Below are 22,343 nucleotides of genomic sequence, written 5' to 3' on the forward strand. Positions count from 1 at the left end.
CCTTCAACGTTATTTTCGCGAGGAGCTAACTTCATGAGTACCGCAGTCAGTGAAACCCGCCGTCTAACCGTACCCGACATCAGGGCTTGCAAGGGCAAACGCAAGATCGTGTCGTTGACCGCGCACAATCGATCGCTCGCTGAAATCGTTGACGAATTTGTCGACGTTATCCTGATGGGGGATTCGACCGCGATGGTTGCCTACGGGCAGCCCAACACGCTGGATTTCACTTTGGATCAGACGATACAACACAGTCGCGCGGTAGTGCGTGCCACACACCGCGCGTGCGTGGTGGCTGATCTGCCGTTCGCCTCCTACCAGGAGTCGCCGGCTCAGGCTTTCCGCAGTGCAGCGCGGTTGATGATGGAGGCGAATATCGCTGCAGTAAAGTTGGAAGGCAGTGCGATCATGGCGCCCACCGTGCAGTTTCTGGTGGAGCGGGGCATTCCAGTGATGGCGCATATCGGGTTGATGCCCCAGTTCGTCAACACCATGGGTGGGTTCAAAGCCCAAGGTATGGATGAGCAATCGGCAGACTCTATCCGTGAGGCAGCCATGGCGATGGAATCAGCAGGTGCCTTTTGCATCGTGCTGGAGGGGGTAGCAGAGCCGCTGGCCCGAGAGTTGACCGAGGTACTGCGCGTGCCGACGATCGGAATCGGGGCCTCGCCCGCGTGCGATGGCCAGGTGCTGGTGATCGAAGATATCCTGGGTCTTGGTGGTGAGTTCGTACCGCGTTTCGCTAAACGTTATGTTGATGCCCATGCTGTTATCCGCGATGCCGTGGGCCTGTACGCATCTGATGTCCGCGATGGCCGCTTTCCTGAACTCTCGCACTGCTTTGGAGTGAAACGCTGACATTAATACTGCTTAACTCAGGTTGACTGTCTCGATGCCTCCACATAACGGCCCAAGAAGCGCACTCGTGCAGGCCAGCGGTTAAGTAAGGCCGAGGATCAAAAGACCGCAGCCTGCGGTCTTTTGCTTTGGTGATTCAAAGTTTCAACGCTTTGCCACTCACCGCCACAGCCAGCAGCAACATGGCGATCAACCCAAAGGCAAAACTCAAGCTGCTGCCGTGGGCGATAAAACCGATCACCGCAGGCCCCGCCAGAATCCCTGCATACCCCAACGTCGTGATGGCCGGAACGGCAATGCTTTCCGGCATGACTTTCTGTTTGCCGACGGCGGTGTACAGCACCGGCACGATGTTCGAGCATCCAACCCCGACCAACGCATACCCGATCAGCGCGGCTTCCCAGGCCGGTGCCAAGGTTGCCAGCAGCAAACCGGCAGCCGCGGTCAAACCGCCAAACACAATTACGCGCGTGGCCCCCAGCTTATGCACGATGGCATCGCCCGTCAGCCGCCCGATTGTCATGGTCAGGGCGAACGCGGCATAGCCCAGTCCTGCATACGCGGTGTCGAGATGACGTTCGGAGGCGAGGAACACCGCGCTCCAGTCCAGCACTGCGCCTTCGGCAAGGAACACGATGAAACACAGGCTGCCGATAAACAGCACCACACCGTGCGGGATGGCGAACGCTGGCCCTGAGCTTTCGCTGCCGTAGGGCAACAGATGCGGTGCGGCCTTGAGCAACGACACCAGCAGAAACATGATTACTACCAAGGTCGCGCCCAACGGCGAAATGCCCAGGCCGAGCAGGGCGCTGACGCCCGCCGCGCCGACGATCCCGCCGAGACTGAACAGTCCGTGAAAGCCCGACATCATGGTCTTGCCGCTGGCTCGCTCGACGATCACCGCTTGCAGGTTCACCGTCGAATCCACCGTGCCCAACCCTGCGCCGAACAGGAACAGCGCGGCGATCAGCAGCGGGATCGACGACACCGTCGCCAGCAGCGGCAGTGCCAGGCAGATCAGCAGCGTGCCGCCACTGAGCACCCGCCGACAGCCGAAGCGCGAGGCCAGCGCACCGGCCATTGGCATCGCCAGAATCGAACCGACCCCCAGACACAGCAACAGTAAGCCGAGCGTACCGTCATCGAGCCCGGCCCGGGCCTTTGCGTAAGGCACCAGCGGCGCCCACGCCGCGATACCGAAACCGGCGATGAAGAAGGCGATGCGCGTCGACATCTGTTCGAGGCGCCCGGGGCGGACGGAGACTGGAGGGATGATGGCGGTCATGAAAGTCCTTGCTACTTCGGGGGAGGCTGTGAGCAGGGCCACATCCTTGCACATCAGTGACCGTCAGACGACCTTGAGGTTCTATGGGTGTGATTCGAGTTGCCTGCGCTTACAGTAGCGACGTGTTCCAGACCTTACTCAGGGCCTATCCATGACCTCGATTTATGATGCTCGCGGGAATATTTACGCCGTTGTCAGCCCAGACGATCTGCGCCAGCGCGGTATCGATCTGCCGGAGGACGCCAGCCCGTCGGCGCAAAATCGTTCCGACTGGGCCCTGTCTGCGGTGGAAGCCATTTGCAGCTGGGCGCCCGGTACGCGACCAGCCGGTGCCAAGGAGCACCGTTCGGACGGCTTGCTGGTCGGTCCGTTTCAGGCTTCGCCACCGTTTGACCTGCTGATCGTTAACACTGATGGGACGTTGGCCGAGCGCAGTGGCAACGGCCTGACGATTTTTGCCCAGGCGCTGACCGAGCAGGGCTTGATGCCGGCGCAGGGACGTTGCCTGCTCAAGGTTCACCACGACAAGCGCGATGCGTTGTCGCCGGTTGAGACCTCGGTGGAGCCTGCGCAAGTGGAGGGTGTGCAAGGTTTCTGGCTGGACCTCGGCAAACCGGCCTTCGGACCACACGCGGTGGGAGCTCTGGCGGTGCAAGCGTGGATGTTGAATCAACGTGAGTTGAGCCATGTGCCGATGCTTGCGCGGCTGAATCGGCTATGGGATCACAGCCAGTTCGTGCGGATCGGCAATCCCCATTGTGTGACGCTGGTCGAACAGGCTGCTGCGCTGCCGAGCAATGAGCAGATGCGCGAGCCTGGGTTGTCGGCCGACCTGACGCGCATCGCTTTTGCGCCACCGACCGGGGCTGGTGAGCCTTGTCCGGCGGGCGTCAATTTGCAATGGGCGATGCGCGAATCCGCTAATCGCATGGCTGCTCGGGTTTTCGAGCGCGGTGAAGGGCCGACGGCATCTTCCGGCACCAGCGCCAGCGCGGTGGCCTGCGCGGCGTGGAGCGTGGGTTGGGTGACGGCGGGGACTGTGGCGGTGGTGATGCCCGGTGGTACGGCGCCGGTGTTGCTCGAGGAGTTGGACGGTGAACTGAGCCGGGTCAGTTTGTTTGGTACGGCGCGGTTGATGCTCTGATGATGCGGTGCCGGTCAGATCGCCATCGCGAGCAAGCTCGCTCCCACAGGTGAACTGCGACGACCACAACAATTGTGAACGACACAGATCCAGTGTGGGAGCGAGCTTGCTCGCGATGGCGTCAGCCCGGTCAGAGCCCGGTCAGCCGAAAAACTCCACCACCGGCATCTGCCGCTTCATCAACACTTTGCCGGCGCGAATCGAGTACAGCGGCAAACCCTGGCTGCGGATCACTTCGTAATCGCTGTCCGCCGAGAGAATCAGCAAGTTGGCCGGACGCCCCGGCTCCAGTCCGTAACGATCCCCCAGGGCCATGGCCTTGGCGCTGTTGTCGGTCACCAGGTCCAGCGCGGTTTGCAGGTTGCGGTAACCGAGCATGTGGCAGATGTGCAGGCCCGCTTCGAGCACCCGCAGGATGTTGCCGTTGCCCAACGGATACCACGGGTCGACGATCGAATCCTGACCGAAACACACGTTCATCCCCGCTTCCAGCAACTCGTTGACCCGGGTGACGCCACGGCGTTTCGGGAAGTTGTCGAAACGCCCTTGCAGGTGAATGCTTTCGGTCGGGCAGGAGACAAAACTGATCCCCGAGTGCCCGAGCAGGCGAAAGAGCTTGGCGCAGTAGGCGTTGTCGTAGGAGCCCATGGCCGTGGTGTGGCTGGCGGTCACCCGTGAACCCATGTCGCGGCTGCGGGCTTCTTCGGCCAGCACTTCAAGAAAGCGTGAATGCGGGTCGTCGGTTTCGTCGCAATGCACATCCACCAGGCAGCCGGTGCGCTCGGCCAGGTCCATCAGGAATTTCACCGAACTGACACCTTGATCGCGGGTGTACTCGAAATGCGGAATCCCACCGACCACGTCGGCCCCCAGGAGAACGGCTTCCTCCATCAAATCGCGGCCATTGCGATAAGACTCGATACCTTCCTGAGGGAAGGCGACGATTTGCAGGTCGATCAGGTGTCGACTCTCTTCGCGCACTTCAAGCATCGCCTTGAGCGCGGTCAGCGCAGGATCGGTTACGTCGACGTGGGTGCGCACATGCTGGATGCCGTGAGCGGCGAGGGCGTTGATGGTCTTTTTGGCGCGGGTCTTCGTGTCTTCAGCGGTGATGGTTGCCTTGCGCTCGCCCCAGCATTCGATGCCTTCGAACAGCGTGCCGCTCATGTTCCAGCGTGGTTCACCGGCGGTCAGCGTTGCGTCGAGGTGAATGTGCGGCTCGACGAAGGGCGGCACGACCAGATTGCCGCCTGCGTCGAGGTCCTCAGGCCCCAGGGTCGGGGCTTCGGTTTGCCGGGCAATACTGGCGATCAGGCCGTTTTCCAGGTGCAACTCATGCAGGCCTTCACGGTTGCGCAGGCGGGCGTTGATGATGTGCATGGGTCAGGTCCTTTCTCGATCGATAGCGTCAGTGAATGCCTGAATCATAGGCACAAAAAAACCACCGGTCTCGGTGGTTTTTTTGATCCCCAGGCTTATTCGCCGTGGTAGATGCAACCGCTGGTGCAGGTCTCGTGGATGCGGATCGCACTGAGTTCCGGCAGCAGAGGCTTCAATTCATTCCAGATGAATTTGGCGAGGACTTCGCTGGTCGGGTTTTCCAGGCCAGGAATGTCGTTCAGGTAGTTGTGGTCCAGGCGCTCATACAGCGGCTTGAAGATTTCCTTGATTTCCGAGAAGTCGCGGATCCAGCCAGTGTGCGGATCGAGGTCGCCGCTCAGGTGAATCGCCACTTTGAACGAGTGACCGTGCAGGCGGCCGCACTTGTGGCCTTCCGGGACGTGGGGCAGGCGGTGGGCGGATTCGAAGGTAAACTCTTTGAAGATTTCCACAGTGGTTTGAGCTCTGTCAGGTGGCTATCGCCCGCGGCGATGGGGCAGGTCGCAAGTTTAACAGCTTGGGTTCCGGGTTGCGGGAAAACACTGACTAAAGGGTCAACAGCTGCTCGCCCAAACGCCCGCTGGCAGTGAGTTCGAGGAACTCGTCGCCGAGCCGCTGGCTCTCGTCCATGGCGGTTTTCCAGTATTTCTGACGGCTGGCCGGGTCAGCCATGAAGCGCTTGAAGTCGTTCCTGTCGGGCAGTTTTCCGAAGGGCAGGCGCGACAGGTAGGCCTTCGACGGCGCCACCAGCAGCACGTCCTGCAAGCGCCGGGGATTGCCGCGTCGCCATGGCAGGGTTTTGTCGAACCAGCCAGGAATCACCCGATCGGTGAAGTGCGGGTAAAGCACGATGTCATCCCCGCTGTAGGGCAAGTCGAGGTGGTAATCCAGCAAGCCGCCATCGCGATAAGTCCCGGCGCCCGCACCGGGCAGGTCACGTACGCCTTCCATGACCATCGGGATCGAACCCGACGCGAGCAACGCCTGACGCAAGTTGCCGGCGTTCAGCGGGACGAAACGCGACGGGAAGTCGTTCAGCGCGTTGAGCGGTGGCGCCAAGCGTGGGTCATGGACGATCAGCCGTTCAAAGTGCCGCGACAACCGTGAACGCCCACGCAGGTTGTCGGCGATCACCGAAGACAGGCCCAGCCCGAGCCGTCCGCGATGGTCGTCGGCGAGCAGGCCGTGGCTTTTTACAATCATGATGTTCAGCCGATAGAGCGGGTTGTCCAGCAGCAGCGTATCGCGGCCGTCGAGCAAATCATGCAACATGCGCTGCGAACTCTGGCTGATCTGCGCCATGGTCACGCCCTTGGAAAAACTCTGCGCGTTGTACAACTCACCGAGACGTCTGATGCCTTCGGCAGCGTCCGGCAAGCAAGCACTGGCGAAGCGCCAGGAACCCACCGAGGCGCCGATCAACGAGCGCTCACGCGGTGCGGCCGGCAGCCATTGCCCGAACAGCGCCAGGTCCAGACCTTGAATCCCCAACGCTTTCGGTCCACCGGCGGCACCCGGCAGCGTGCCGACATCCAGGGCGCTCAAGCCGTTATCGCGAATCCGCGTAAAGGCTCGTGGGCCGGCCTTGAGGGTCAGGGCGGGGAATTTGATGTGGATGGCGGTCATACCGGTCTCTGTGCGGGCGAACGGGTGATTATGTAGGAGCTGCCGAAGGCTGCGATCTTTTCTGTCAATGTCACCTGAATATTGAGTGAAAGATCAAAAGATCGCAGCCTGCGGCAGCTCCTACGGACGTGTGTATATAGAAATGGAGTGTAAACGCACCAATGATGGCAATTCAGTTTCAGTTAAGTTCATGTGGCTAGGGTGACTCCCCAGGGAATCCATGAAGAATACGCAGGCACTCCATGCTCAGGATACGTAATGAAGGTTAATCTGCGCGCTTATGGTCTGGCGACCCTGACGCTTCTGGCATTTTGCTCGGTGGTGCTGGCCCGTGACCTGGATCAGGACGAAGCCCTGCGCCTGCGTCAGCAAGGGGTGATTCTACCGCTTGAGCAACTGTTGCAGCAGGCCATGGACCGCTACCCCGGCGCTAAATTGCTGGAAGCCGGGCTTGAACAAAAGCACGGCGTCTACCTCTACGAAGTCGAGTTGCTGACCGTCGATGGCGTGGTGCGTGATCTGGACCTGGAAGCCGCCACCGGACGCTTGATCAAAGACAAGGAAGATGACTGATGCGCCTGCTTCTGGTGGAAGACCACGTACCGCTGGCCGACGAATTGATGGCCGGGCTCAACCGTCAGGGTTACGCGGTTGACTGGTTGGCCGATGGCCGCGATGCGCTGTATCAGGGCCGCAGCGAACCCTACGACCTGATCATTCTCGATCTGGGGCTGCCGGGGTTGCCGGGGCTTGAGGTGCTCGGCCAATGGCGTGCCGCTGGCCTGGCCACGCCGGTGTTGGTGCTGACCGCGCGCGATTCCTGGGCCGAGCGCATCGAGGGGCTCAAGGCCGGTGCCGACGACTACCTGAGCAAACCGTTTCACCCGGAAGAACTGCACCTGCGGATTCAAGCGCTGCTGCGGCGCTCCCACGGCCAGGCCAATCAACCGACGCTCAAGGCCGCCGGATTGCAGTTGGACGAGGGCCGTCAATGCGTGACTCGTGACGGTACCGAGATTCAGTTGACCGCTGCCGAGTTCCGCCTGTTGCGTTATTTCATGTTGCACCCGCAGCTGATCCTTTCCAAAAGCCACCTTGCCGAACACCTTTACGACGGTGAAACCGAGCGCGATTCGAACGTGCTGGAAGTTCACGTCAACCACCTGCGCCGCAAACTCGGCCGTAGCGTGATCGAAACCCGTCGTGGTCAGGGTTACCTGTTCGGTGGGCAAACCCGGTGAGATCGATTCAGCGTTGTTTGAGCCTTGGACTGATTAGCGTCATGGTGATCGTGGGGCTGGTGCTGGCGCAAACCAGTCTGTGGTTGTTCGAAATGGGCTTGCAGCGTTATCTGGAAGCCGGGCTGCGTAATGAAAGTGAAAACGTACTGATGGCACTGGTGCGTGGTCCGCAGGGGATGCAACTGGACGAACGACGTCTGTCACCGGCTTACCAGCGACCGTTCTCCGGGCATTATTTCCATATCGACTTCGCCGACAACCACTGGCGCTCACGTTCGTTGTGGGATCAGGAATTGCCACTGCTCGATCGTCCGGGGCTGCACAGCAACCTGCAACTGGGGCCGGAAGGCCAGCAATTGCTGGTTTTGCGCTCGGACTATCGGCGGTTGGGGCAGTCGTTCTCCATCAGCGTGGCGCAGGATTACACCCCGGTGCGCGAGAGCTTCCAGCGCATGCGCCAGATCGGGCTCGGGTTGGGGCTGACGGGTTTACTGGTGATTCTGGTGTCGCAGCGTGTCACCGTGCGCCGCTCCTTGCGCCCGCTGGAAAGCGCCCGTGAGCAGATCGCTCAGTTGCAAAAAGGGCAACGTTCGCAACTGGACGAGCAAGTGCCGCTAGAGCTTGTGCCCCTGGTGGCGCAGATCAACCATCTGCTCGCGCACACTGAAGACAGCCTCAAACGCTCACGCAATGCTATTGGCAACCTCGGGCATGCGCTGAAGACGCCACTGGCGGTGCTGCTGAGTCTGGCGTCGAGTGAAAAACTCGACGCCCATCCAGAGCTGCGCAAGATTCTTCAGGAGCAACTCGAACAGGTTCAACAGCGACTCAATCGTGAACTCAACCGCGCACGCCTGGCGGGCGATGCCTTGCCCGGTGCGCAGTTCGATTGCGCTGCCGAGCTGCCGGGGTTGCTGGCGACCTTGAACATGATCCACGGCCAGCACCTGTACCTGAGCTACACGGCACCGGCCGGTTTGCACTTGCCTTGGGATCGTGAGGATTTGCTGGAACTGCTCGGCAACCTGCTGGACAACGCCTGCAAATGGGCGGATGCCGAGGTTCGCTTGAGCGTCGTCGAGACGGTTGAAGGGTTTGTGTTGGCCGTGGAGGACGATGGGCCGGGAATTCCCGAAGCGCAACGTGATCAGGTATTCAGCCGCGGTGCACGCCTGGATGAGCAGACTGACGGGCATGGCCTGGGGCTGGGGATCGTTCGCGATATTGTCGAGGCGTGGGGCGGGGAGATGGTGTTGCAGGAGAGTGAGTGGGGTGGGTTGAAGGTGGTGGTGGAGTTGCCTCGCCGCTGACACCAGTCTGAAGCACGCCGATGAACCTGTGGGAGCGAGCTTGCTCGCGATGGCGGTATGACAGCCAACATCAATGTTGAATGTTCCCGCCTCATCGCGAGCAAGCTCGCTCCCACATTAGGTTTCCAGTGGATACAGTGTCTGCGTCACACTCGGAACTGATCCATCAAACTCTGCTGCTGATTCGCCAGACTATTGAGCGACTGGCTGACCCGTGCCGATTCATTGGCCTGCCCCGACAGCGACTCCGTTACGTCACGAATGGTCGCCACGTTGCTGTTGATTTCCTCGGCCACCGCGCTCTGCTCTTCGGCAGCGCTGGCGATTTGCAGGTTCATGTCGGTAATCACCGTCACCGCGTCGCCGATCTGCCGCAGGGCGGTGACCGCCTGGCTGACTTGCTCGACGCTGCCCTGGGCCTGGCGATGGCTGTTACTCATCGAGCCGACCACATCCTGCGTGCCGCTTTGCAGTTGTTCGATCACCTGACGGGTTTCTTCCACCGACTCTTGCGTGCGGCGCGCCAGGTTGCGCACTTCATCGGCCACCACCGCAAAACCACGGCCGGCTTCACCGGCGCGGGCCGCTTCGATGGCCGCATTCAGCGCCAGCAGGTTGGTCTGCTCGGCGATGGCGCGAATCACTTCCAGCACCGAACCGATCTTCTCGCTGTTGGCGGCCAGGCCTTCGACCTGGGTCATCGCCGTGCTCATGTCTGCCGCGAGGCTGTCGATGCTGGCGGTGGTGCGGTCGATCACGGTCAGACCCTGACGGGTTGCCTGATCGGCATCGCGTGCCGCTTGAGCCGCCTGTGCAGCGCTGCGAGCGACGTCCTGGGCGGTAGCACTCATTTCGTGGGACGCGGTGGCTACCTGATCGACCTGGCGGTACTGCTGCTCCATGCCGGCGCTGGTCTGGGTGGCGATGGCCGACGATTGATCGGCCGTGCTGCGCGCGTCCTGCACCGAGCGCTTCACTTGCGCGATGATCGGTTGCAGCTTGTCGAGGAAACGGTTGAACCAGCCGGCCAATTGCCCGAGCTCGTCTTGTTTGTCGTAGGCCAGACGGCGGGTCAGGTCGCCTTCGCCGCTGGCGATGTCTTCAAGCATCTGCGCCACGCCGAGAATTGGTTTGGTCACGCTGCGCGCCATCAGCCACACCAGCAACAGACCGATGACGGCCGCCAAAACGCCGAGGCTGAGCTCGATCAGCGTGCCGGCGGTGTTGCGTTCATCGAGTTGCTTCTTCAGGGTTTCGGCGGGGCCGACCAGGACTTTCTCCGGCACATCGAGCAATACGCCCCACGATTTGCCGCCGGGGATCGGCTGGAATGGCGACAGCACCTTGAGTAGCTGATTGTTGTGCAGGCTTTGGGTTTGAGTGCTGGCGGCGAGCATGCGGATCAGCTCGGCGCCGCTGTCCTTGTCCACGCTGTCCAGGCGCTGGCTGAGTTTGCTGGCGTCCGGGCTGTAACCGGCGAGCAGGCCGACCGGGCTGAGGATGCTGACGTTGGTCTGGCCGCTATAAAGCTTTTTGCTCGCTTGCTGGCTGACGGCTTGCAGGCTGTTGAGATTGATGTCGACCGACAGCGAAGCGATGACCTTACCGTCGACCATCAACGGGAAGACGATGCTGGTCATCAGCACGTTCTGGCCGTCGATCACATAAAAGTACGGTTCGATCACGCACGGCTTGAGGGTGGTGCGCGGGCAGGTGAACCAGGCGTTGGCCGGCTCGCCGCTTGGGCCGGTGCTGGTGTCGGCCATGTCGCTCTCCGGTAGCGCCATCGAGTTCAGCTTGCCGGCGGTCGGTTGTGACCAATACAGGGCGAAGCGGCCCTTATCGTTGCTGCCGATTTCTTTCTGGCCGGCGAACAGTTCGTCCTTGCCGTCCAGTGCGTTGGCTTCGAACACCAGCGACAGGCCGAGCAATTGCGGGTTGGCTTGCAGCGCCGACTTGACCTGACGGGTCAGGTCTTCACGCAGGTCGAAGGCGTCGAGGAAACGCTTCTCGGCCTGTTCGCGGAGGAACAACACCTGACGCGAGAAGCCATGGCCATATTGATAGGCGTCCATGAACTGCTGGCGAATCCCCAGCGCCTGAACTTCACCCTGCGCCTCGATACGTGCTTGAGCCGCTTCGTTGAGCATCTCCATGCTCGAGGCTTTCACCAGCTCCGAACTGTGCTCCATGCGATACAGCGAAAGACCTACCAGCAAGGTCACGATACCGGCCAGGCACAGCCCGGCTAGCAGGGTGATCTTCCATTGAATGGAAAGTTGTCTGAGCTGCATGGAGACGTCCTTTTATTCGATATTTATCTGAGACTTTGCACTGTAGCGGCATAGAAGCAGCTTTCTTGAGCGGCAAGCTTCAAGCGGCAAGTGGGTACAAAAGCTTGCAGCTCAAAACTTGCAGCTTGCAGCTGCTTCCTTCACAGTGCCCGCCCTCTAATAAAACCCTCTCTTCAATCCGCCGTCGGCTCATGCAGCTGGCTGGACGGACTCATCCTGTTTGCGCCGGGTTTAGCCGTCGCCGTGTTTTGAGGTAACGATGATTAATGCAGTAATTGCCGCGGTCGGCATCATGCTGGTGCTCAGCTTGTCCCGCGTGCATGTGGTGATCGCGCTGATTGTCGGCGCGCTGGTGGGCGGATTGACCGGCGGCCTGGGCATCGATGCAACGCTCAAGGCCTTCAACAGTGGCCTGGGCGGCGGTGCGACCGTGGCCTTGTCCTACGCCTTGCTCGGCGCTTTCGCGGTGGCGATTGCCAAATCCGGTTTGGCCCACGCCCTGGCGGACAAGGCCTTGCTGCTGGTCGACCGGCAGGACGCCGCTGGCGGTGGCCAGGTCAAATGGCTGTTGATCGGGTTGCTCTGGATGGTGGCCATCGCCTCGCAGAACATCCTGCCGATCCACATCGCTTTCATTCCACTGCTGGTGCCGCCGCTTCTTTATGTACTGACCAAGCTGCAACTGGATCGCCGACTGATTGCCTGTGTCATGACCTTCGGCCTGATCACACCGTACATGTTCTTGCCGGTGGGTTTCGGCAACATCTTCCTGAATGAAATTCTGCTGGCCAACGTCAGCAAGAGCGGGGTAGACATCAGTGGTGTCAACGTCACTCACGCCATGGGCATTCCGGCGTTGGGCATGGTCTTCGGGCTGTTGATGGCGTTCTTCAGCTACCGCAAGAAGCGCGTGTATGACCTGGAGAAAATCGAGCGGGTCGAGCAGGTGGCGGTGCAGTACAACCCGCTGACCTTGATGGTCGCGGGCCTGGCAATTACCACAGCATTCATCATTCAGTTGTTGCTGGACTCGATGATTATCGGCGCGCTGGCCGGGTTTCTGATCTTTTCGGTGTCGGGAGTGGTGCGTTGGCGCGAGACTGACGACCTGTTCACCGAAGGCATGAAGATGATGGCGATGATCGGTTTCATCATGATTGCCGCTTCGGGTTTTGCCGAGGTCATGAAGGCCACTGGTGACGTGAAAACCCTGGTTGAGGCCTCGGCCTCGTGGATCGGTCACAGCAAAGGCGTCGGTGCATTGCTGATGTTGCTGGTCGGCCTGCTGGTGACCATGGGCATCGGCTCATCGTTTTCCACGGTGCCGATTCTCGCCGCGATATTTGTGCCGCTGTGCGTGCAACTGGGTTTCAGCCCGTTGGCGATTGTCTGCATCGTCGGCACGGCTGGAGCCTTGGGCGATGCCGGCTCGCCAGCCTCTGATTCGACCCTGGGCCCGACCTCCGGTCTGAATATCGACGGCCAGCATCACCACATCTGGGACACCGTGGTCCCGACATTCCTGCACTACAACCTGCCGCTGCTGGCGTTTGGCTGGGTGGCGGCGATGATCCTCTGACCCTACAGTTTTGCGCAGGCCTGCCGTTAATGCTTTAACCACGCCAATAATATCCAGAGTGAACAACACATGCGCCTGAGCCTTAAAGCCAAAGTCTTGTCCCTCTCCGTCCTCCCGGTTTTGCTCTTTGCGCTGGTGATCAGCCTGACCACCGCATTCATCTTGCAAGAGCAGGCCCGCAAAGAAGTCGAAGAAACCCGTCAGCGTTTGATGAACGATGCCAAGGCCACCCTGCAAAGTTACGTTGCGGTGGCGATGACCACGATCAAACCGCTCTACGACGCGGCGACCCCTGACGATGCGGCGGCCCGCGCGCAAGTGATCAAATTGCTGTCGAGCATCAGCTATGGCAAGGACGGTTACTTCTTCGGCTACGACTCCAACACCGTGCGCCTGTTCAAGGCCAACAGCGCGGAAGGCGTCGGCCAGAGCTTCAAGGACAACCGCGATCCGAACGGTGTGTACGTCAACCGTGACCTGGTAAAAGTCGCCAAGGACGGTACGCACTACCTGCAATACAGCTCGCCATTGCCGGGCGACAGTAAAGTCCTGGTGCCCAAACTGGGTTACACCGAATACCTGCCTAAATGGGACATGGCCATCGGTACCTCGGTGAATCTCGATGGTGTCGAAGCCCAGGTCGCGGCGGTCCAGGCTGAGGTTCGCGAGCGCATGGAAGGCGTGGTGCTGAGCATCGTCGGCATCGCGGCGGTGGTGCTGCTGGTGATCGCGGCGGTCGGCCTGTTTGTGGCCAACACCATTTTGCGTCCGCTAAACCTGATGAAAGCCAATCTGGATGACATCGCCGCAGGCGAGGGTGATCTGACGCGTCGGCTGGCGATTACCTCTCAAGACGAACTGGGCGAGCTGGCCGGCTCGTTCAACCGCTTTGTCGACAAGATCCACAGCCTGGTCCGGCAGATTACCGAGATGACGTCGCAGTTGACCGGGCTGGTCAATCAGGTCTCCGATCAGGCCCAGCGTTCGGATCAGGCCATGGAGCGCCAGCGTCACGAGACCGATCAGGTGGCCACGGCGATCAACGAAATGTCGGCGGCAGCGCAGGAAGTGGCGAAAAGCGCCCAGGGCGCGGCGGTTGCGGCCCAGCAAACCGACGAAGAAGGCCAGGCGGCCAAGCGCGTGGTAGCTGGCAGTATTTCGCAGATCCATGCACTGGTGAAAGATATTCGCAGCAGCGGGGTCTCGCTCGACAGTTTGCAGCAGGACGTGTCGTCGATCGTCAGCGTGCTTGGGGTGATCCGTTCGATTGCCGATCAGACCAACCTGCTGGCGCTCAACGCTGCCATCGAAGCCGCTCGCGCCGGTGAGGCCGGGCGTGGTTTTGCGGTGGTCGCCGATGAGGTGCGTGCGCTGGCCAGTCGCACGCAGCAAAGCACTCAGGAAATTCAGGGCATGATCGACCGCTTGCAGGCCGGCACACAGTCGGCGGTCGACGCGATGCGCCGCTCCAGCGAGGCCGGTGACGGCACCTCGGCCCAGGCCAATGAAGCGGGCGCTTCGTTGGACACCATGGCGCAGTTGATCGGCACCATCAACTCGATGAACGCGCAGATCGCCAGCGCCGCCGAAGAGCAAACCGCTGTGGCCGAAGAGATCAACCGCAGCGTGCATCAGATTGCGGTGGCAGTGGACAGCGTCGCCGACGAAACCCAACTTGGTGCGCAGACCTCCCGTAGCTTGGCGGATCTGGGGCAGCGGTTGGGTAAATTGGTCGGGCAGTTCAGGATCTAAGCACCTAACAGACCGCCATCGCGAGCAAGCTCGCTCCCACATTTGATTGATGGTGTTGTCGCAATTTGTGGCAGCACACAAATCTACTGTGGGAGCGAGCTTGCTCGCGATGAGGCCCGCCCAGGCACCCTCAATTCCGGGTTAATCCCCCCGCACATCCCGCATCAACAACCCGAACCGCAGATCCACCGCATCCGGAATCGGCAGATACACGGTGTGCCCGTCCCCCGGTGCCACTTCAACCGCCTCACCTTTGGCGTTCTGCAACTGATGCAAGTCGAAGTGGAAGTTGCCCTTGGGTGTCATCAATTCCATGTGATCGCCCAATCCAAAGCGGTTCTTCACCTTGACTTCGGCCAGCCGATCACGGCGCTCGCCAGTCAGCTCACCGACAAACTGCTGACGCTCCGACACCGAACTGCCGTTCTGGTAGTTCTGGTATTCGTCATGCACATGCCGGCGCAGGAATCCTTCGGTGTAGCCACGCTGGGCCAGGGATTCGAGGTCGGTCATCAAGCTACGGTCGAACTCGCGGCCGGCCACGGCATCATTGATGGCACGGCGGTAGACCTGAGTGGTCCGGGCGCAGTAGAAGTGCGACTTGGTCCGGCCTTCGATCTTCAACGAGTGGACGCCCATCCGGGTCAAGCGAGCGACATGCTGCACGGCGCGCAGGTCCTTGGCATTCATGATGTAGGTGCCGTGTTCATCCTCGAAGGCCGGCATCAGTTCATCGGGGCGGTTGGCTTCCTGTAGCAAAAACAGCTGATCGGTCGGTGTCCCGATGCCCAGCGCAGGTTCCGGGATAAACGTTTGAACGATCTCGCCCACGAGGTTTTCCGTGGCCGGCTGTGCCGAGTATTTCCAGCGACAGGCATTGGTGCAGGTGCCCTGATTCGCATCGCGCCTGTTCAGGTAACCCGACAGCAGGCAGCGCCCGGAATAGGCCATGCACAGTGCGCCGTGAACGAAGACTTCCAGCTCCATGGCGGGGACTTGCTGGCGGATTTCGGCGATTTCTTCCAGCGACAGCTCCCGCGACAGGATGATCCGGCTCAGGCCCTGCTGCTGCCAGAACTCGACGCTGGCCCAGTTCACCGTGTTGGCTTGCACCGAGAGGTGGATCGGCATCTGTGGGAAATGCCGGCGCACCAGCATGATCAACCCGGGATCGGACATGATCAGCGCATCCGGGGCCATGGCGATGACCGGCTGAAGGTCCTTGAGGAAGGTTTTCAGTTTGGCGTTGTGCGGGGCGATGTTCACCACCACATAGAAGCGCTTGCCTTGGGTCTGGGCCTCACGGATACCGAGGGCCAGGTTGGCATGATCAAACTCGTTATTACGCACGCGCAGGCTGTAGCGCGGCTGGCCGGCGTAGACCGCATCGGCACCGTAGGCGAAGGCATAACGCATGTTTTTCAGGGTGCCGGCAGGGGCGAGCAGTTCAGGCGTGGCGAGGGACATGAGGGTCTCGATCACAAAAGCTCGCGAGGGTAGGGCAATCGCGTCGGGCGTTTATTGATCTGGATCTATGCTGGATGAACAAAGCAGAGCACTCGGGCGTCTCGTGGCTGACTAAAACAGGCAGCCAGTGTCTGCGTGCTACTGACAGGGATCGGACATGAACCAACCCGTTGTGCGAGACAAATCACTGCTGGTGCTGTTGGTACTGGTGACCGCAGCGTTCCTCTGGATTCTGCTGCCGTTCTACGGTGCGGTGTTCTGGGCGGTGATTCTCGGCATTGTGTTCGCGCCCTTGCAGCGTCGGCTGCACGTGAAGTTTGGCTGGAACCGCAATCTGACGGCACTTTGCACGTTGAGCATCTGCCTGATAATTGCCATTTTGCCAGTGATCATTACCAGCGCCTTGCTGGTGCAGGAGGGGGCGAACCTCTACAAGAATATCGAGAGCGGCCAGTTGGATATCGCCGGCTACCTGGCGCAGTTCAAACACAGCTTGCCACCGTACTTTCAGCACCTGCTGGACCGCTTTGGCATGGGTGAGCTGAACGCCTTGCGCGAGAAAATCGTCAAGAGTGCGATGCAGGGCAGTGAGTTTTTCGCCAGTCAGGCGTTCAGCTTCGGTCAGGGTACGTTCGAGTTCGTGGTGAGCTTTTTCATCATGCTCTATCTGCTGTTCTTCTTTCTGCGCGACGGTGCCGAACTGGCGCGCGAGGTCCGTGCGGCCGTGCCGTTGGCGGAACATCAAAAGCGCCGCTTGCAGATAAAATTCAATCGCGTGGTGCGAGCCACGGTCAAAGGCAACTTGCTGATGGCGATCACACAAGGCGCGCTGGGTGGGTTGGTTTTCTGGTTTCTGGACATCCCCAGTGCATTGCTCTGGGCGGTGATAATGGCGTTTTTGTCGCTGTTGCCAGCGGTGGGGGCGGCGATTGTCTGGGTACCGGTGACCGCGTACTTCCTGCTCAGCGGCGCGATCTGGCAGGGTGTAGTGCTGGGCTTGTTCGGGGTGTTCGTGATCAGTCTGGTGGACAATTTGCTGCGGCCGATGCTGGTGGGCAAAGACACCAGGATGCCGGATTATCTGGTCCTGATATCGACCTTGGGCGGTCTGGCGATCTTCGGTCTCAATGGTTTTGTCATTGGGCCGCTGATCGCCGCGCTGTTCATGTCGAGTTGGGCCTTGTACATCGAAACCAAGCCGCGTGTGCAGTTGCCTTAAGCGCCCAGCGCGTAGGTACCGATGCGTTGCGACAGGGCTTGGGCGGCAGGCAGTGAAGTGAGCGGGCCGCTGATCGCGACGCCGTCCTGAACCAGATACCAACAGGCGAGCAATCCTAGCTCTCTGAGCGGTGCGGGAACGGCGCTGCCGATAACGGACATGATCTGAACCTTGGGCATAAGTACCTCCATCAATCTATGGAGCTACCTTACTGACCCGACGGTTCAACAGAAAATCAACACGCTCGATAGTGGACATTGACGACAACGTGGCGAATTGCCGCTGTCAGTCGACGACCTGGTCGAGCATGTTCATCACTTCATGATCATTGAGCAGGCCTTTGCGCACCAGGTTTTCGGCGAGCAGCGAGAGAAACTTGGCGCTGCGATGGCCTTCCAGGTGTTTGAGCTCGGTCAATGCGTTATAGACCTTGCTTGAGGTGCAGAGTCCAACAATGTGGTGCGGGTTTTGCGTGGGCATAAGGGTCGTCCTTGTTTTTATAAACCGTTTATTACGGACAATTCAAAGCTTGCTGAACTGTCATGACATAAATATGACGGTTGTTGCGCTGAAGCCAGGGCATTCGTCGGATCGATCATGTCAAATTTAACCGCAGTCACTGTCCCGGTAGCGACCTTGGCGAGATTTATTCAGACATTGTTTAACGCGTGGAACGAAAACAGGCCCCGTTTCGAGGCGGGGCCTGTGTTATATAGCCTGAAGTGATTACCCGCCTGGGCCTCAGTAACGAGGCTGAACGTAATACCCCGGTGCCGGGCGGTAGTAGACCGGTGGCGGTGGCTGGACATACACCGGTTGTGGCTGAACGTAGACCGGTTGTTGTACGTAAACCGGCTGCGGCTGAACGTAGACCGGTTGTTGTACGTAAACCGGACGCTGCGAGTCGGCGACGACTGATCCTGCTACCACGGCGCCCAACACAGCGCCAACGGCGAGCGGCGCACCCCAGCCCCAGCCGCCGCCATGGCCATGACCATAATAGTAGCCGCCATGGGCTTGCGCCTGTCCTGCGACAGCAAATGCACCGATCAGCAAGGCTATTACAGGGAGTTTGCGGATCATGATAATTCCTCGTGTTTTCGCCCCAACGCTTGAGCCTTTAATAGATTCAAGGATAGTCGCGGGGATAACTGTAAGACAGCGTTTTTTGGCGAATCTGCGACGCGTCTGAGTAAAGATTGTGTAAGGTCTGTACCGGCGTCTTTACCTTGCAACGCCAACTGGGCCAAGCATTTGACTATGATCGGATAAACCCGATGCTCTGGCTAATCCCGTCCATCTGAAAGTGCAATTCGAAGGAGCTCCACATGCTGATGAACCCGAATAAAGACACCCAACTGTGCATGTCGCTGTCTGGGCGCCCCGGGAATTTCGGCCTGCGTTTCCACAATCATTTGTATGAGCAACTGGGCCTGAATTTCTATTACAAGGCCTTCAGCAGTCAGGACCTGCCGGGGGCGATTGGCGGGATTCGCGCCCTGGGTATTCGCGGTTGCGGCGTGTCGATGCCCTTCAAGGAAGCCTGCATTGCGCTGGTCGATGAGCTGGACGCGTCGGCCGAGGCCATTGCCTCGATCAATACCATCGTCAACACCAACGGACACCTCAAGGCTTACAACACCGATTACATCGCCATCGAGCAACTGCTGAAAACCCATGCGGTGCCGCAGGACTCGACGTTCGCCTTGCGCGGCAGTGGCGGAATGGCTAAAGCGGTGGCCAGTGCATTGCGTGATGGTGGCTACAAAAACGGACTGATCGTGGCGCGCAACGAAAGTGCCGGTCGTGCCCTGGCCGAATCGCTGGGTTATCGCTGGCAAGCAGAACTCGGCAGCGAGCGCCCGCAGATGCTGGTAAACGTTACGCCGATCGGCATGGCCGGTGGTGCGGAGGCCGATCAACTGGCCTTCGGCGCCGACGCCATCGATGTCGCAGAAACTGTCTTCGATGTGGTGGCGATCCCCTCGGAAACCCCACTGATCGTGCGTGCTCGTGCCGCTGGCAAGCGGGTCATCACCGGGCTTGAAGTGATCGCCATTCAAGCCCTTGAGCAGTTTGTGCTGTACACCGGCGTGCGCCCCAGCGATGAGCAATTCCAGAAGGCCGTGGCGTTCGCCCGCAGCTAGCAAATGTAGATCGAGCGCAACCTGTGGCGAGGGGGCTTGCCCCCATCCCTGTCAGTTAAGGCACAAACCTGTGGGAGCGAGCCTGCTCGCGATGACGGCATCACATTCAACATCAACGTTGACTGATCCACCGCTATCGCGAGCAGGCTCGCTCCCACATGGATTGCGCTTAACTGACAGGTATTAGGGCAAGCCCTCTCATCACATAAAAGCTGCGGTGTTACTCGAGGCGCGCCAGGCGCTCTTCGAGGGCGGCAATCCGCGCTTCAAGCTCTTCAATACGCTCCACCGACACGCCGCTGCTGGCGCCGCGTTCCACCGGATTCTGGCGAGCGGCGAGGATCGCTTCGATATCTGCCGGGTCGCCCAGCGAGTGCATGTAGCGGTCTTCGCGCTGGCCCGACTGGCGTGGCAGCAACATCGCTAGACCGCGGGCAATCAAGCGCTCCAGTTGATGGACAACCTGTTCGGCATCTTCGAAGTCATGCATGCGGCCGCTGCGTGTCAGCAGTTCGTTGACTGTCTGCGGGCCGCGCAGAAACAGCAAACCGGCCAGAATGACCTGGGCCGGCACCAGCTCCAGCGCCTTGTCGAGCCGATGCTCCCAGCGATCGGCGCGGCTACCCATGACCAGCCTGGTGAAACCACGACCTTCCAGGGCACGCAAACTTTGCCCGACCTGGCCCTGGCTGAGGTTCATCACTGGTTCACGACTGGTTTTCTGGTTACAGGCGATAACCAACGCATTAAGGGTCAGCGGATAGGTTTCCGGGCTGGTCGCCTGTTTCTCGATCAAAGAGCCGAGAATCCGCAGCTCCGTGCTGCTCAGCTGCAGTGCATCGGTGGACGTCTCTGGTTCTGCGCTCATGTGTTCTGGGCCCTTGCTAACCGTTGCTTCCATTGTTGACTCCCTAATTTAGCAGCAGACCCTTGTTTGCGGGTCAGATCGCTCCGCCTTCACGTTGTTCTGTTTGACGTCCAGAACCCGGTTCTCGGCGAGCAGAACCTCGTTGGGGAGGCGAGTGCGGCAATCTTAGCGCACCCCGCATAGGCGGACCTCAATCATGGCGAACCATCAGGGGAGGATTTGAGAGGCATCAATGGAGGGAACTCTTCAGGCGTCAGTGTTTCCTTTTCCAGCAGCAGGCGGGCGCCGGCATCCAGGTCGGCCCGACGACTGTCGAGCAGCGTTTTGGCACGGTTATAGGCTTCTTCGAGCAAGGCGCGGATGCCCAGGTCGATTTCACGCGCGGTTTGTTCCGAATAGTCCTTCTGGCCAAATCCGGGCATGTTCTCGCCCAGATAAGTTGGACTTTGCCGTTCCAGTACCGACTGACCGAGTTCGGCACTCATGCCGAAACGGGTGATCAACTGCCGGGCGATATCGGTCGCCCGCGTCAGGTCGTCGGCTGCGCCTGTGGAGATCTGGCCGTAGACGATGTACTCGGCGGCCCGACCGGCCATCAGTACGGCGATTCGATCCTTGAGCATCTGACAGCTGATCAGGAAGTGATCCTCGGTCGGTCGCTGCAAGGTATAACCCAGCGAGCCAATGGAGCGGGGGATGATCGAGACTTTGTGGACCGGGTCCATCCCGGGCAAGGTGCCAGCGGCCAAGGCATGCCCCATTTCGTGATAGGCCACCACCAGACGCTCGTCAGGCCGTAACAGGCTGCTCTTGCGTTCGACACCCGCGACCATGCGTTCTACCGCAGCCGTGAAGTCGTCGAGGCTGACGGTCTGGCCTCCCCGGCGGGTGGCCACGATGGCGGCTTCGTTGATCAGGTTCGCCAGGTCCGCACCGGTGAAGCCCGTGGTGATTTCGGCGATACGTTCGCAGTCGATGTCGGGCGCTACGGTGATTTTTTTCAGATGGACCTTGAGGATGGCCTGCCGGCCTTTTCGATCGGGGCGGTCGATCACCAGTTGACGGTCGAAACGACCGGCCCGCAGCAGTGCTGGGTCGAGGACCTCCGGCCGATTGGTCGCCGCCAGCAGGACCACACCTTCGCGTGGGTCGAAGCCGTCCAGTTCGGCCAGCAGCTGGTTGAGGGTCTGCTCTTTTTCGTCGTTGCCGCCAAACGCACCGATACCGCGCATTTTACCCAGGGCGTCGAGTTCGTCGATGAAGATGATGCACGGTGCCGCCTGCCGTGCCTGCTCGAACAAGTCGCGCACTCGAGCGGCGCCGACACCGACGAACATTTCGACGAACTCGGAACCGGAAATCGAAAAAAACGGCACGCCAGCTTCACCGGCGATCGCCTTGGCCACCAGGGTCTTGCCGGTGCCCGGTGGGCCGACCAGCAGGGTGCCCTTGGGAATGTGCGCTCCCAGGCGTGCGTATTTGGCCTTGTCCTTCAGGAACGAGACGATTTCCACCAGCTCGGCCTTGGCTTCATCGATGCCCGCTACATCGGCGAAAGTCACCCCGGTATCGCGTTCGACAAAGACCTTGGCCCGTGACTTGCCGACATTCATCAGTCCGCCAAGGCCCTGTTTTTCGGCCATGCCGCGGAACAGGAAGTTCCAGAGCACCATGATCATGGCAAAGGGCAGCAGCCAGCCCAGCAGCGCGTTCATCAGTGTGTTTTCGCTGATACCGGAAAAGCCGACGCCTGATTGGGCCAATTCAGTCGCAAGCGTAGGATCGACCCGCACGGTGGTGAACAGGTCATGGCCGTCGATGGGCTCTAGCAGCTTGCCGCTGATCTGCTCCTTATCGACCCGCAACTCGCTGACCTTATGCGCGTCCAACAGTTGCAGGAACTGACTGTAAGGGAGGTTCTGCACGGAATGGCGTTCAACAAAAAAAAGCTGAGTGAGTGCAAGAACCAGAAAGGTGATCGCGAAGTAGGAAAGGTTCCACTGGTGATTCTTCTTCATGGCCTTGACTCAGGGGGTAAGGGGCACGATGCGTGGCGATTCAATCCTTAACCCCCATGGGCATTTAAATAGAATTTTAGACGCCAGCCGCTCGAACGCAGGGTTTTACGCCGCCCTCCGGGCCCACAGTAAAATGCTGATGCAGGTTGAAC

20 protein-coding genes and 1 pseudogene are annotated in these 22,343 nt (G+C 60.1%); 9 read left to right on the forward strand and 12 right to left on the reverse strand.

Features of this window, described 5'->3' with window-relative positions; all coding sequences use genetic code 11:
- Positions 1-33 precede the first annotated feature (33 nt).
- The gene (panB, locus tag AC1RKH_RS23230) at positions 34-858 is read left to right on the forward strand and encodes a 3-methyl-2-oxobutanoate hydroxymethyltransferase (RefSeq protein ID WP_493063817.1); all 825 of its coding nucleotides are present in this window, start codon (positions 34-36) and stop codon (positions 856-858) included.
- A 136-nt stretch (positions 859-994) separates the two neighbouring features.
- Here panB and AC1RKH_RS23235 read toward each other — a convergent pair whose 3' ends face one another.
- The gene (locus AC1RKH_RS23235; RefSeq protein ID WP_493063816.1) at positions 995-2,146 is read right to left on the reverse strand and encodes an MFS transporter; all 1,152 of its coding nucleotides are present in this window, start codon (positions 2,144-2,146) and stop codon (positions 995-997) included.
- Positions 2,147-2,297: 151 nt separating this feature from the next.
- Here AC1RKH_RS23235 and AC1RKH_RS23240 point away from each other — a divergent pair, with 151 nt between their 5' ends.
- On the forward strand, positions 2,298-3,290 hold the full coding sequence (locus AC1RKH_RS23240; RefSeq protein WP_493063815.1) for a diaminopimelate epimerase: 993 nt from the start codon (positions 2,298-2,300) through the stop codon (positions 3,288-3,290).
- Positions 3,291-3,431: 141 nt separating this feature from the next.
- Here AC1RKH_RS23240 and codA read toward each other — a convergent pair whose 3' ends face one another.
- From codA to AC1RKH_RS23255, 3 genes are all read right to left on the reverse strand, one after another.
- Entirely contained in the window at positions 3,432-4,670 is a 1,239-nt protein-coding gene (gene codA / locus AC1RKH_RS23245) for a cytosine deaminase (RefSeq protein WP_493063814.1), read from the reverse strand.
- Between the two features lie 95 nt (positions 4,671-4,765).
- Positions 4,766-5,122 (reverse strand): 6-carboxytetrahydropterin synthase QueD, encoded by a 357-nt coding sequence (queD, locus tag AC1RKH_RS23250; RefSeq protein WP_123426580.1) that lies wholly within the window; start codon positions 5,120-5,122, stop codon positions 4,766-4,768.
- Positions 5,123-5,216: 94 nt separating this feature from the next.
- A complete protein-coding gene (locus AC1RKH_RS23255) occupies positions 5,217-6,296 on the reverse strand; it encodes a patatin-like phospholipase family protein (RefSeq protein WP_493063813.1) in 1,080 nt (359 codons plus the stop codon).
- 258 nt (positions 6,297-6,554) lie between these two features.
- Between AC1RKH_RS23255 and AC1RKH_RS23260 the strand changes: the two genes are divergently transcribed.
- From AC1RKH_RS23260 to AC1RKH_RS23270, 3 genes are read left to right on the forward strand one after another with little or no spacing between them, the layout of a single operon-like run.
- Positions 6,555-6,869 (forward strand): PepSY domain-containing protein, encoded by a 315-nt coding sequence (locus tag AC1RKH_RS23260; RefSeq protein ID WP_493063812.1) that lies wholly within the window; start codon positions 6,555-6,557, stop codon positions 6,867-6,869.
- On the forward strand, positions 6,869-7,537 hold the full coding sequence (locus AC1RKH_RS23265) for a response regulator transcription factor (RefSeq protein ID WP_493063811.1): 669 nt from the start codon (positions 6,869-6,871) through the stop codon (positions 7,535-7,537). The genes AC1RKH_RS23260 and AC1RKH_RS23265 overlap by 1 nt, the downstream gene beginning before the upstream one ends.
- Complete coding sequence (locus AC1RKH_RS23270) at positions 7,534-8,847, forward strand: sensor histidine kinase (protein ID WP_493063810.1); 1,314 nt, start codon at positions 7,534-7,536, stop codon at positions 8,845-8,847. The genes AC1RKH_RS23265 and AC1RKH_RS23270 overlap by 4 nt, the downstream gene beginning before the upstream one ends.
- A 146-nt stretch (positions 8,848-8,993) precedes the next feature.
- Here the strand turns inward: AC1RKH_RS23270 and AC1RKH_RS23275 are convergent, their stop codons facing one another.
- Positions 8,994-9,749 (reverse strand): methyl-accepting chemotaxis protein, encoded by a 756-nt coding sequence (locus AC1RKH_RS23275; RefSeq protein WP_410017498.1) that lies wholly within the window; start codon positions 9,747-9,749, stop codon positions 8,994-8,996.
- A gap of 102 nt (positions 9,750-9,851) precedes the next feature.
- A pseudogene (locus tag AC1RKH_RS23280) lies at positions 9,852-11,141 on the reverse strand (cache domain-containing protein); the annotation flags it as partial.
- Between the two features lie 262 nt (positions 11,142-11,403).
- Here AC1RKH_RS23280 and AC1RKH_RS23285 point away from each other — a divergent pair.
- On the forward strand, positions 11,404-12,720 hold the full coding sequence (locus AC1RKH_RS23285; RefSeq protein ID WP_185015418.1) for a Na+/H+ antiporter family protein: 1,317 nt from the start codon (positions 11,404-11,406) through the stop codon (positions 12,718-12,720).
- 69 nt (positions 12,721-12,789) lie between these two features.
- Positions 12,790-14,472, forward strand: a complete 1,683-nt coding sequence (ctpM, locus tag AC1RKH_RS23290) for a methyl-accepting chemotaxis protein CtpM (protein ID WP_493063809.1) — start codon at positions 12,790-12,792, stop codon at positions 14,470-14,472.
- Between the two features lie 141 nt (positions 14,473-14,613).
- Here the strand turns inward: ctpM and trhP are convergent, their stop codons facing one another.
- The gene (gene trhP / locus AC1RKH_RS23295) at positions 14,614-15,939 is read right to left on the reverse strand and encodes a prephenate-dependent tRNA uridine(34) hydroxylase TrhP (RefSeq protein WP_493063808.1); all 1,326 of its coding nucleotides are present in this window, start codon (positions 15,937-15,939) and stop codon (positions 14,614-14,616) included.
- 157 nt (positions 15,940-16,096) lie between these two features.
- Between trhP and AC1RKH_RS23300 the strand changes: the two genes are divergently transcribed.
- Entirely contained in the window at positions 16,097-17,158 is a 1,062-nt protein-coding gene (locus AC1RKH_RS23300; protein ID WP_493063807.1) for an AI-2E family transporter, read from the forward strand.
- On the opposite strand, the gene AC1RKH_RS23305 is transcribed toward AC1RKH_RS23300, so the two are convergent.
- The 3 genes from AC1RKH_RS23305 to AC1RKH_RS23315 all read right to left on the reverse strand — a co-directional run bounded on the left by AC1RKH_RS23305 (position 17,155) and on the right by AC1RKH_RS23315 (position 18,241).
- Positions 17,155-17,337 (reverse strand): hypothetical protein, encoded by a 183-nt coding sequence (locus AC1RKH_RS23305; RefSeq protein WP_019692817.1) that lies wholly within the window; start codon positions 17,335-17,337, stop codon positions 17,155-17,157. The genes AC1RKH_RS23300 and AC1RKH_RS23305 overlap by 4 nt on opposite strands.
- Before the next feature lie 106 nt (positions 17,338-17,443).
- Positions 17,444-17,638 (reverse strand): hypothetical protein, encoded by a 195-nt coding sequence (locus AC1RKH_RS23310; protein ID WP_123426570.1) that lies wholly within the window; start codon positions 17,636-17,638, stop codon positions 17,444-17,446.
- Between the two features lie 261 nt (positions 17,639-17,899).
- Positions 17,900-18,241, reverse strand: coding sequence for a hypothetical protein (locus AC1RKH_RS23315; RefSeq protein ID WP_123426569.1), 342 nt, complete (start codon positions 18,239-18,241; stop codon positions 17,900-17,902).
- 245 nt (positions 18,242-18,486) lie between these two features.
- Between AC1RKH_RS23315 and AC1RKH_RS23320 the strand changes: the two genes are divergently transcribed.
- A complete protein-coding gene (locus AC1RKH_RS23320) occupies positions 18,487-19,305 on the forward strand; it encodes a shikimate 5-dehydrogenase (protein WP_493063806.1) in 819 nt (272 codons plus the stop codon).
- Between the two features lie 220 nt (positions 19,306-19,525).
- Here AC1RKH_RS23320 and AC1RKH_RS23325 read toward each other — a convergent pair whose 3' ends face one another.
- Together AC1RKH_RS23325 and ftsH are read right to left on the reverse strand one after the other, a co-directional pair.
- On the reverse strand, positions 19,526-20,173 hold the full coding sequence (locus AC1RKH_RS23325) for a YceH family protein (protein ID WP_493063805.1): 648 nt from the start codon (positions 20,171-20,173) through the stop codon (positions 19,526-19,528).
- A gap of 194 nt (positions 20,174-20,367) precedes the next feature.
- A complete protein-coding gene (gene ftsH, locus AC1RKH_RS23330) occupies positions 20,368-22,191 on the reverse strand; it encodes an ATP-dependent zinc metalloprotease FtsH (protein ID WP_493063804.1) in 1,824 nt (607 codons plus the stop codon).
- Positions 22,192-22,343 lie beyond the last annotated feature (152 nt).

The sequence above is a fragment of the Pseudomonas sp. GW822-FHT06B12 genome (assembly GCF_058799675.1).

What these genes read in the sequence shown, in the direction of transcription:
- AC1RKH_RS23300 (WP_493063807.1), top strand. Translation starts at nt 16,097, where the DNA reads ATGAACCAACCCGTTGTGCGAGACAAATCACTGCTGGTGCTGTTGGTA.
- panB (WP_493063817.1), top strand. Translation starts at nt 34, where the DNA reads ATGAGTACCGCAGTCAGTGAAACCCGCCGTCTAACCGTACCCGACATC.
- ftsH (WP_493063804.1), bottom strand. Translation starts at nt 22,191, where the DNA reads ATGAAGAAGAATCACCAGTGGAACCTTTCCTACTTCGCGATCACCTTT.
- AC1RKH_RS23260 (WP_493063812.1), top strand. Translation starts at nt 6,555, where the DNA reads ATGAAGGTTAATCTGCGCGCTTATGGTCTGGCGACCCTGACGCTTCTG.
- AC1RKH_RS23310 (WP_123426570.1), bottom strand. Translation starts at nt 17,638, where the DNA reads ATGCCCACGCAAAACCCGCACCACATTGTTGGACTCTGCACCTCAAGC.
- AC1RKH_RS23325 (WP_493063805.1), bottom strand. Translation starts at nt 20,173, where the DNA reads ATGAGCGCAGAACCAGAGACGTCCACCGATGCACTGCAGCTGAGCAGC.
- codA (WP_493063814.1), bottom strand. Translation starts at nt 4,670, where the DNA reads ATGCACATCATCAACGCCCGCCTGCGCAACCGTGAAGGCCTGCATGAG.
- AC1RKH_RS23305 (WP_019692817.1), bottom strand. Translation starts at nt 17,337, where the DNA reads ATGCCCAAGGTTCAGATCATGTCCGTTATCGGCAGCGCCGTTCCCGCA.
- ctpM (WP_493063809.1), top strand. Translation starts at nt 12,790, where the DNA reads ATGCGCCTGAGCCTTAAAGCCAAAGTCTTGTCCCTCTCCGTCCTCCCG.
- AC1RKH_RS23240 (WP_493063815.1), top strand. Translation starts at nt 2,298, where the DNA reads ATGACCTCGATTTATGATGCTCGCGGGAATATTTACGCCGTTGTCAGC.
- AC1RKH_RS23275 (WP_410017498.1), bottom strand. Translation starts at nt 9,749, where the DNA reads ATGGAGCAGCAGTACCGCCAGGTCGATCAGGTAGCCACCGCGTCCCAC.
- AC1RKH_RS23320 (WP_493063806.1), top strand. Translation starts at nt 18,487, where the DNA reads ATGCTGATGAACCCGAATAAAGACACCCAACTGTGCATGTCGCTGTCT.
- AC1RKH_RS23315 (WP_123426569.1), bottom strand. Translation starts at nt 18,241, where the DNA reads ATGATCCGCAAACTCCCTGTAATAGCCTTGCTGATCGGTGCATTTGCT.
- AC1RKH_RS23235 (WP_493063816.1), bottom strand. Translation starts at nt 2,146, where the DNA reads ATGACCGCCATCATCCCTCCAGTCTCCGTCCGCCCCGGGCGCCTCGAA.
- trhP (WP_493063808.1), bottom strand. Translation starts at nt 15,939, where the DNA reads ATGTCCCTCGCCACGCCTGAACTGCTCGCCCCTGCCGGCACCCTGAAA.
- AC1RKH_RS23255 (WP_493063813.1), bottom strand. Translation starts at nt 6,296, where the DNA reads ATGACCGCCATCCACATCAAATTCCCCGCCCTGACCCTCAAGGCCGGC.
- AC1RKH_RS23265 (WP_493063811.1), top strand. Translation starts at nt 6,869, where the DNA reads ATGCGCCTGCTTCTGGTGGAAGACCACGTACCGCTGGCCGACGAATTG.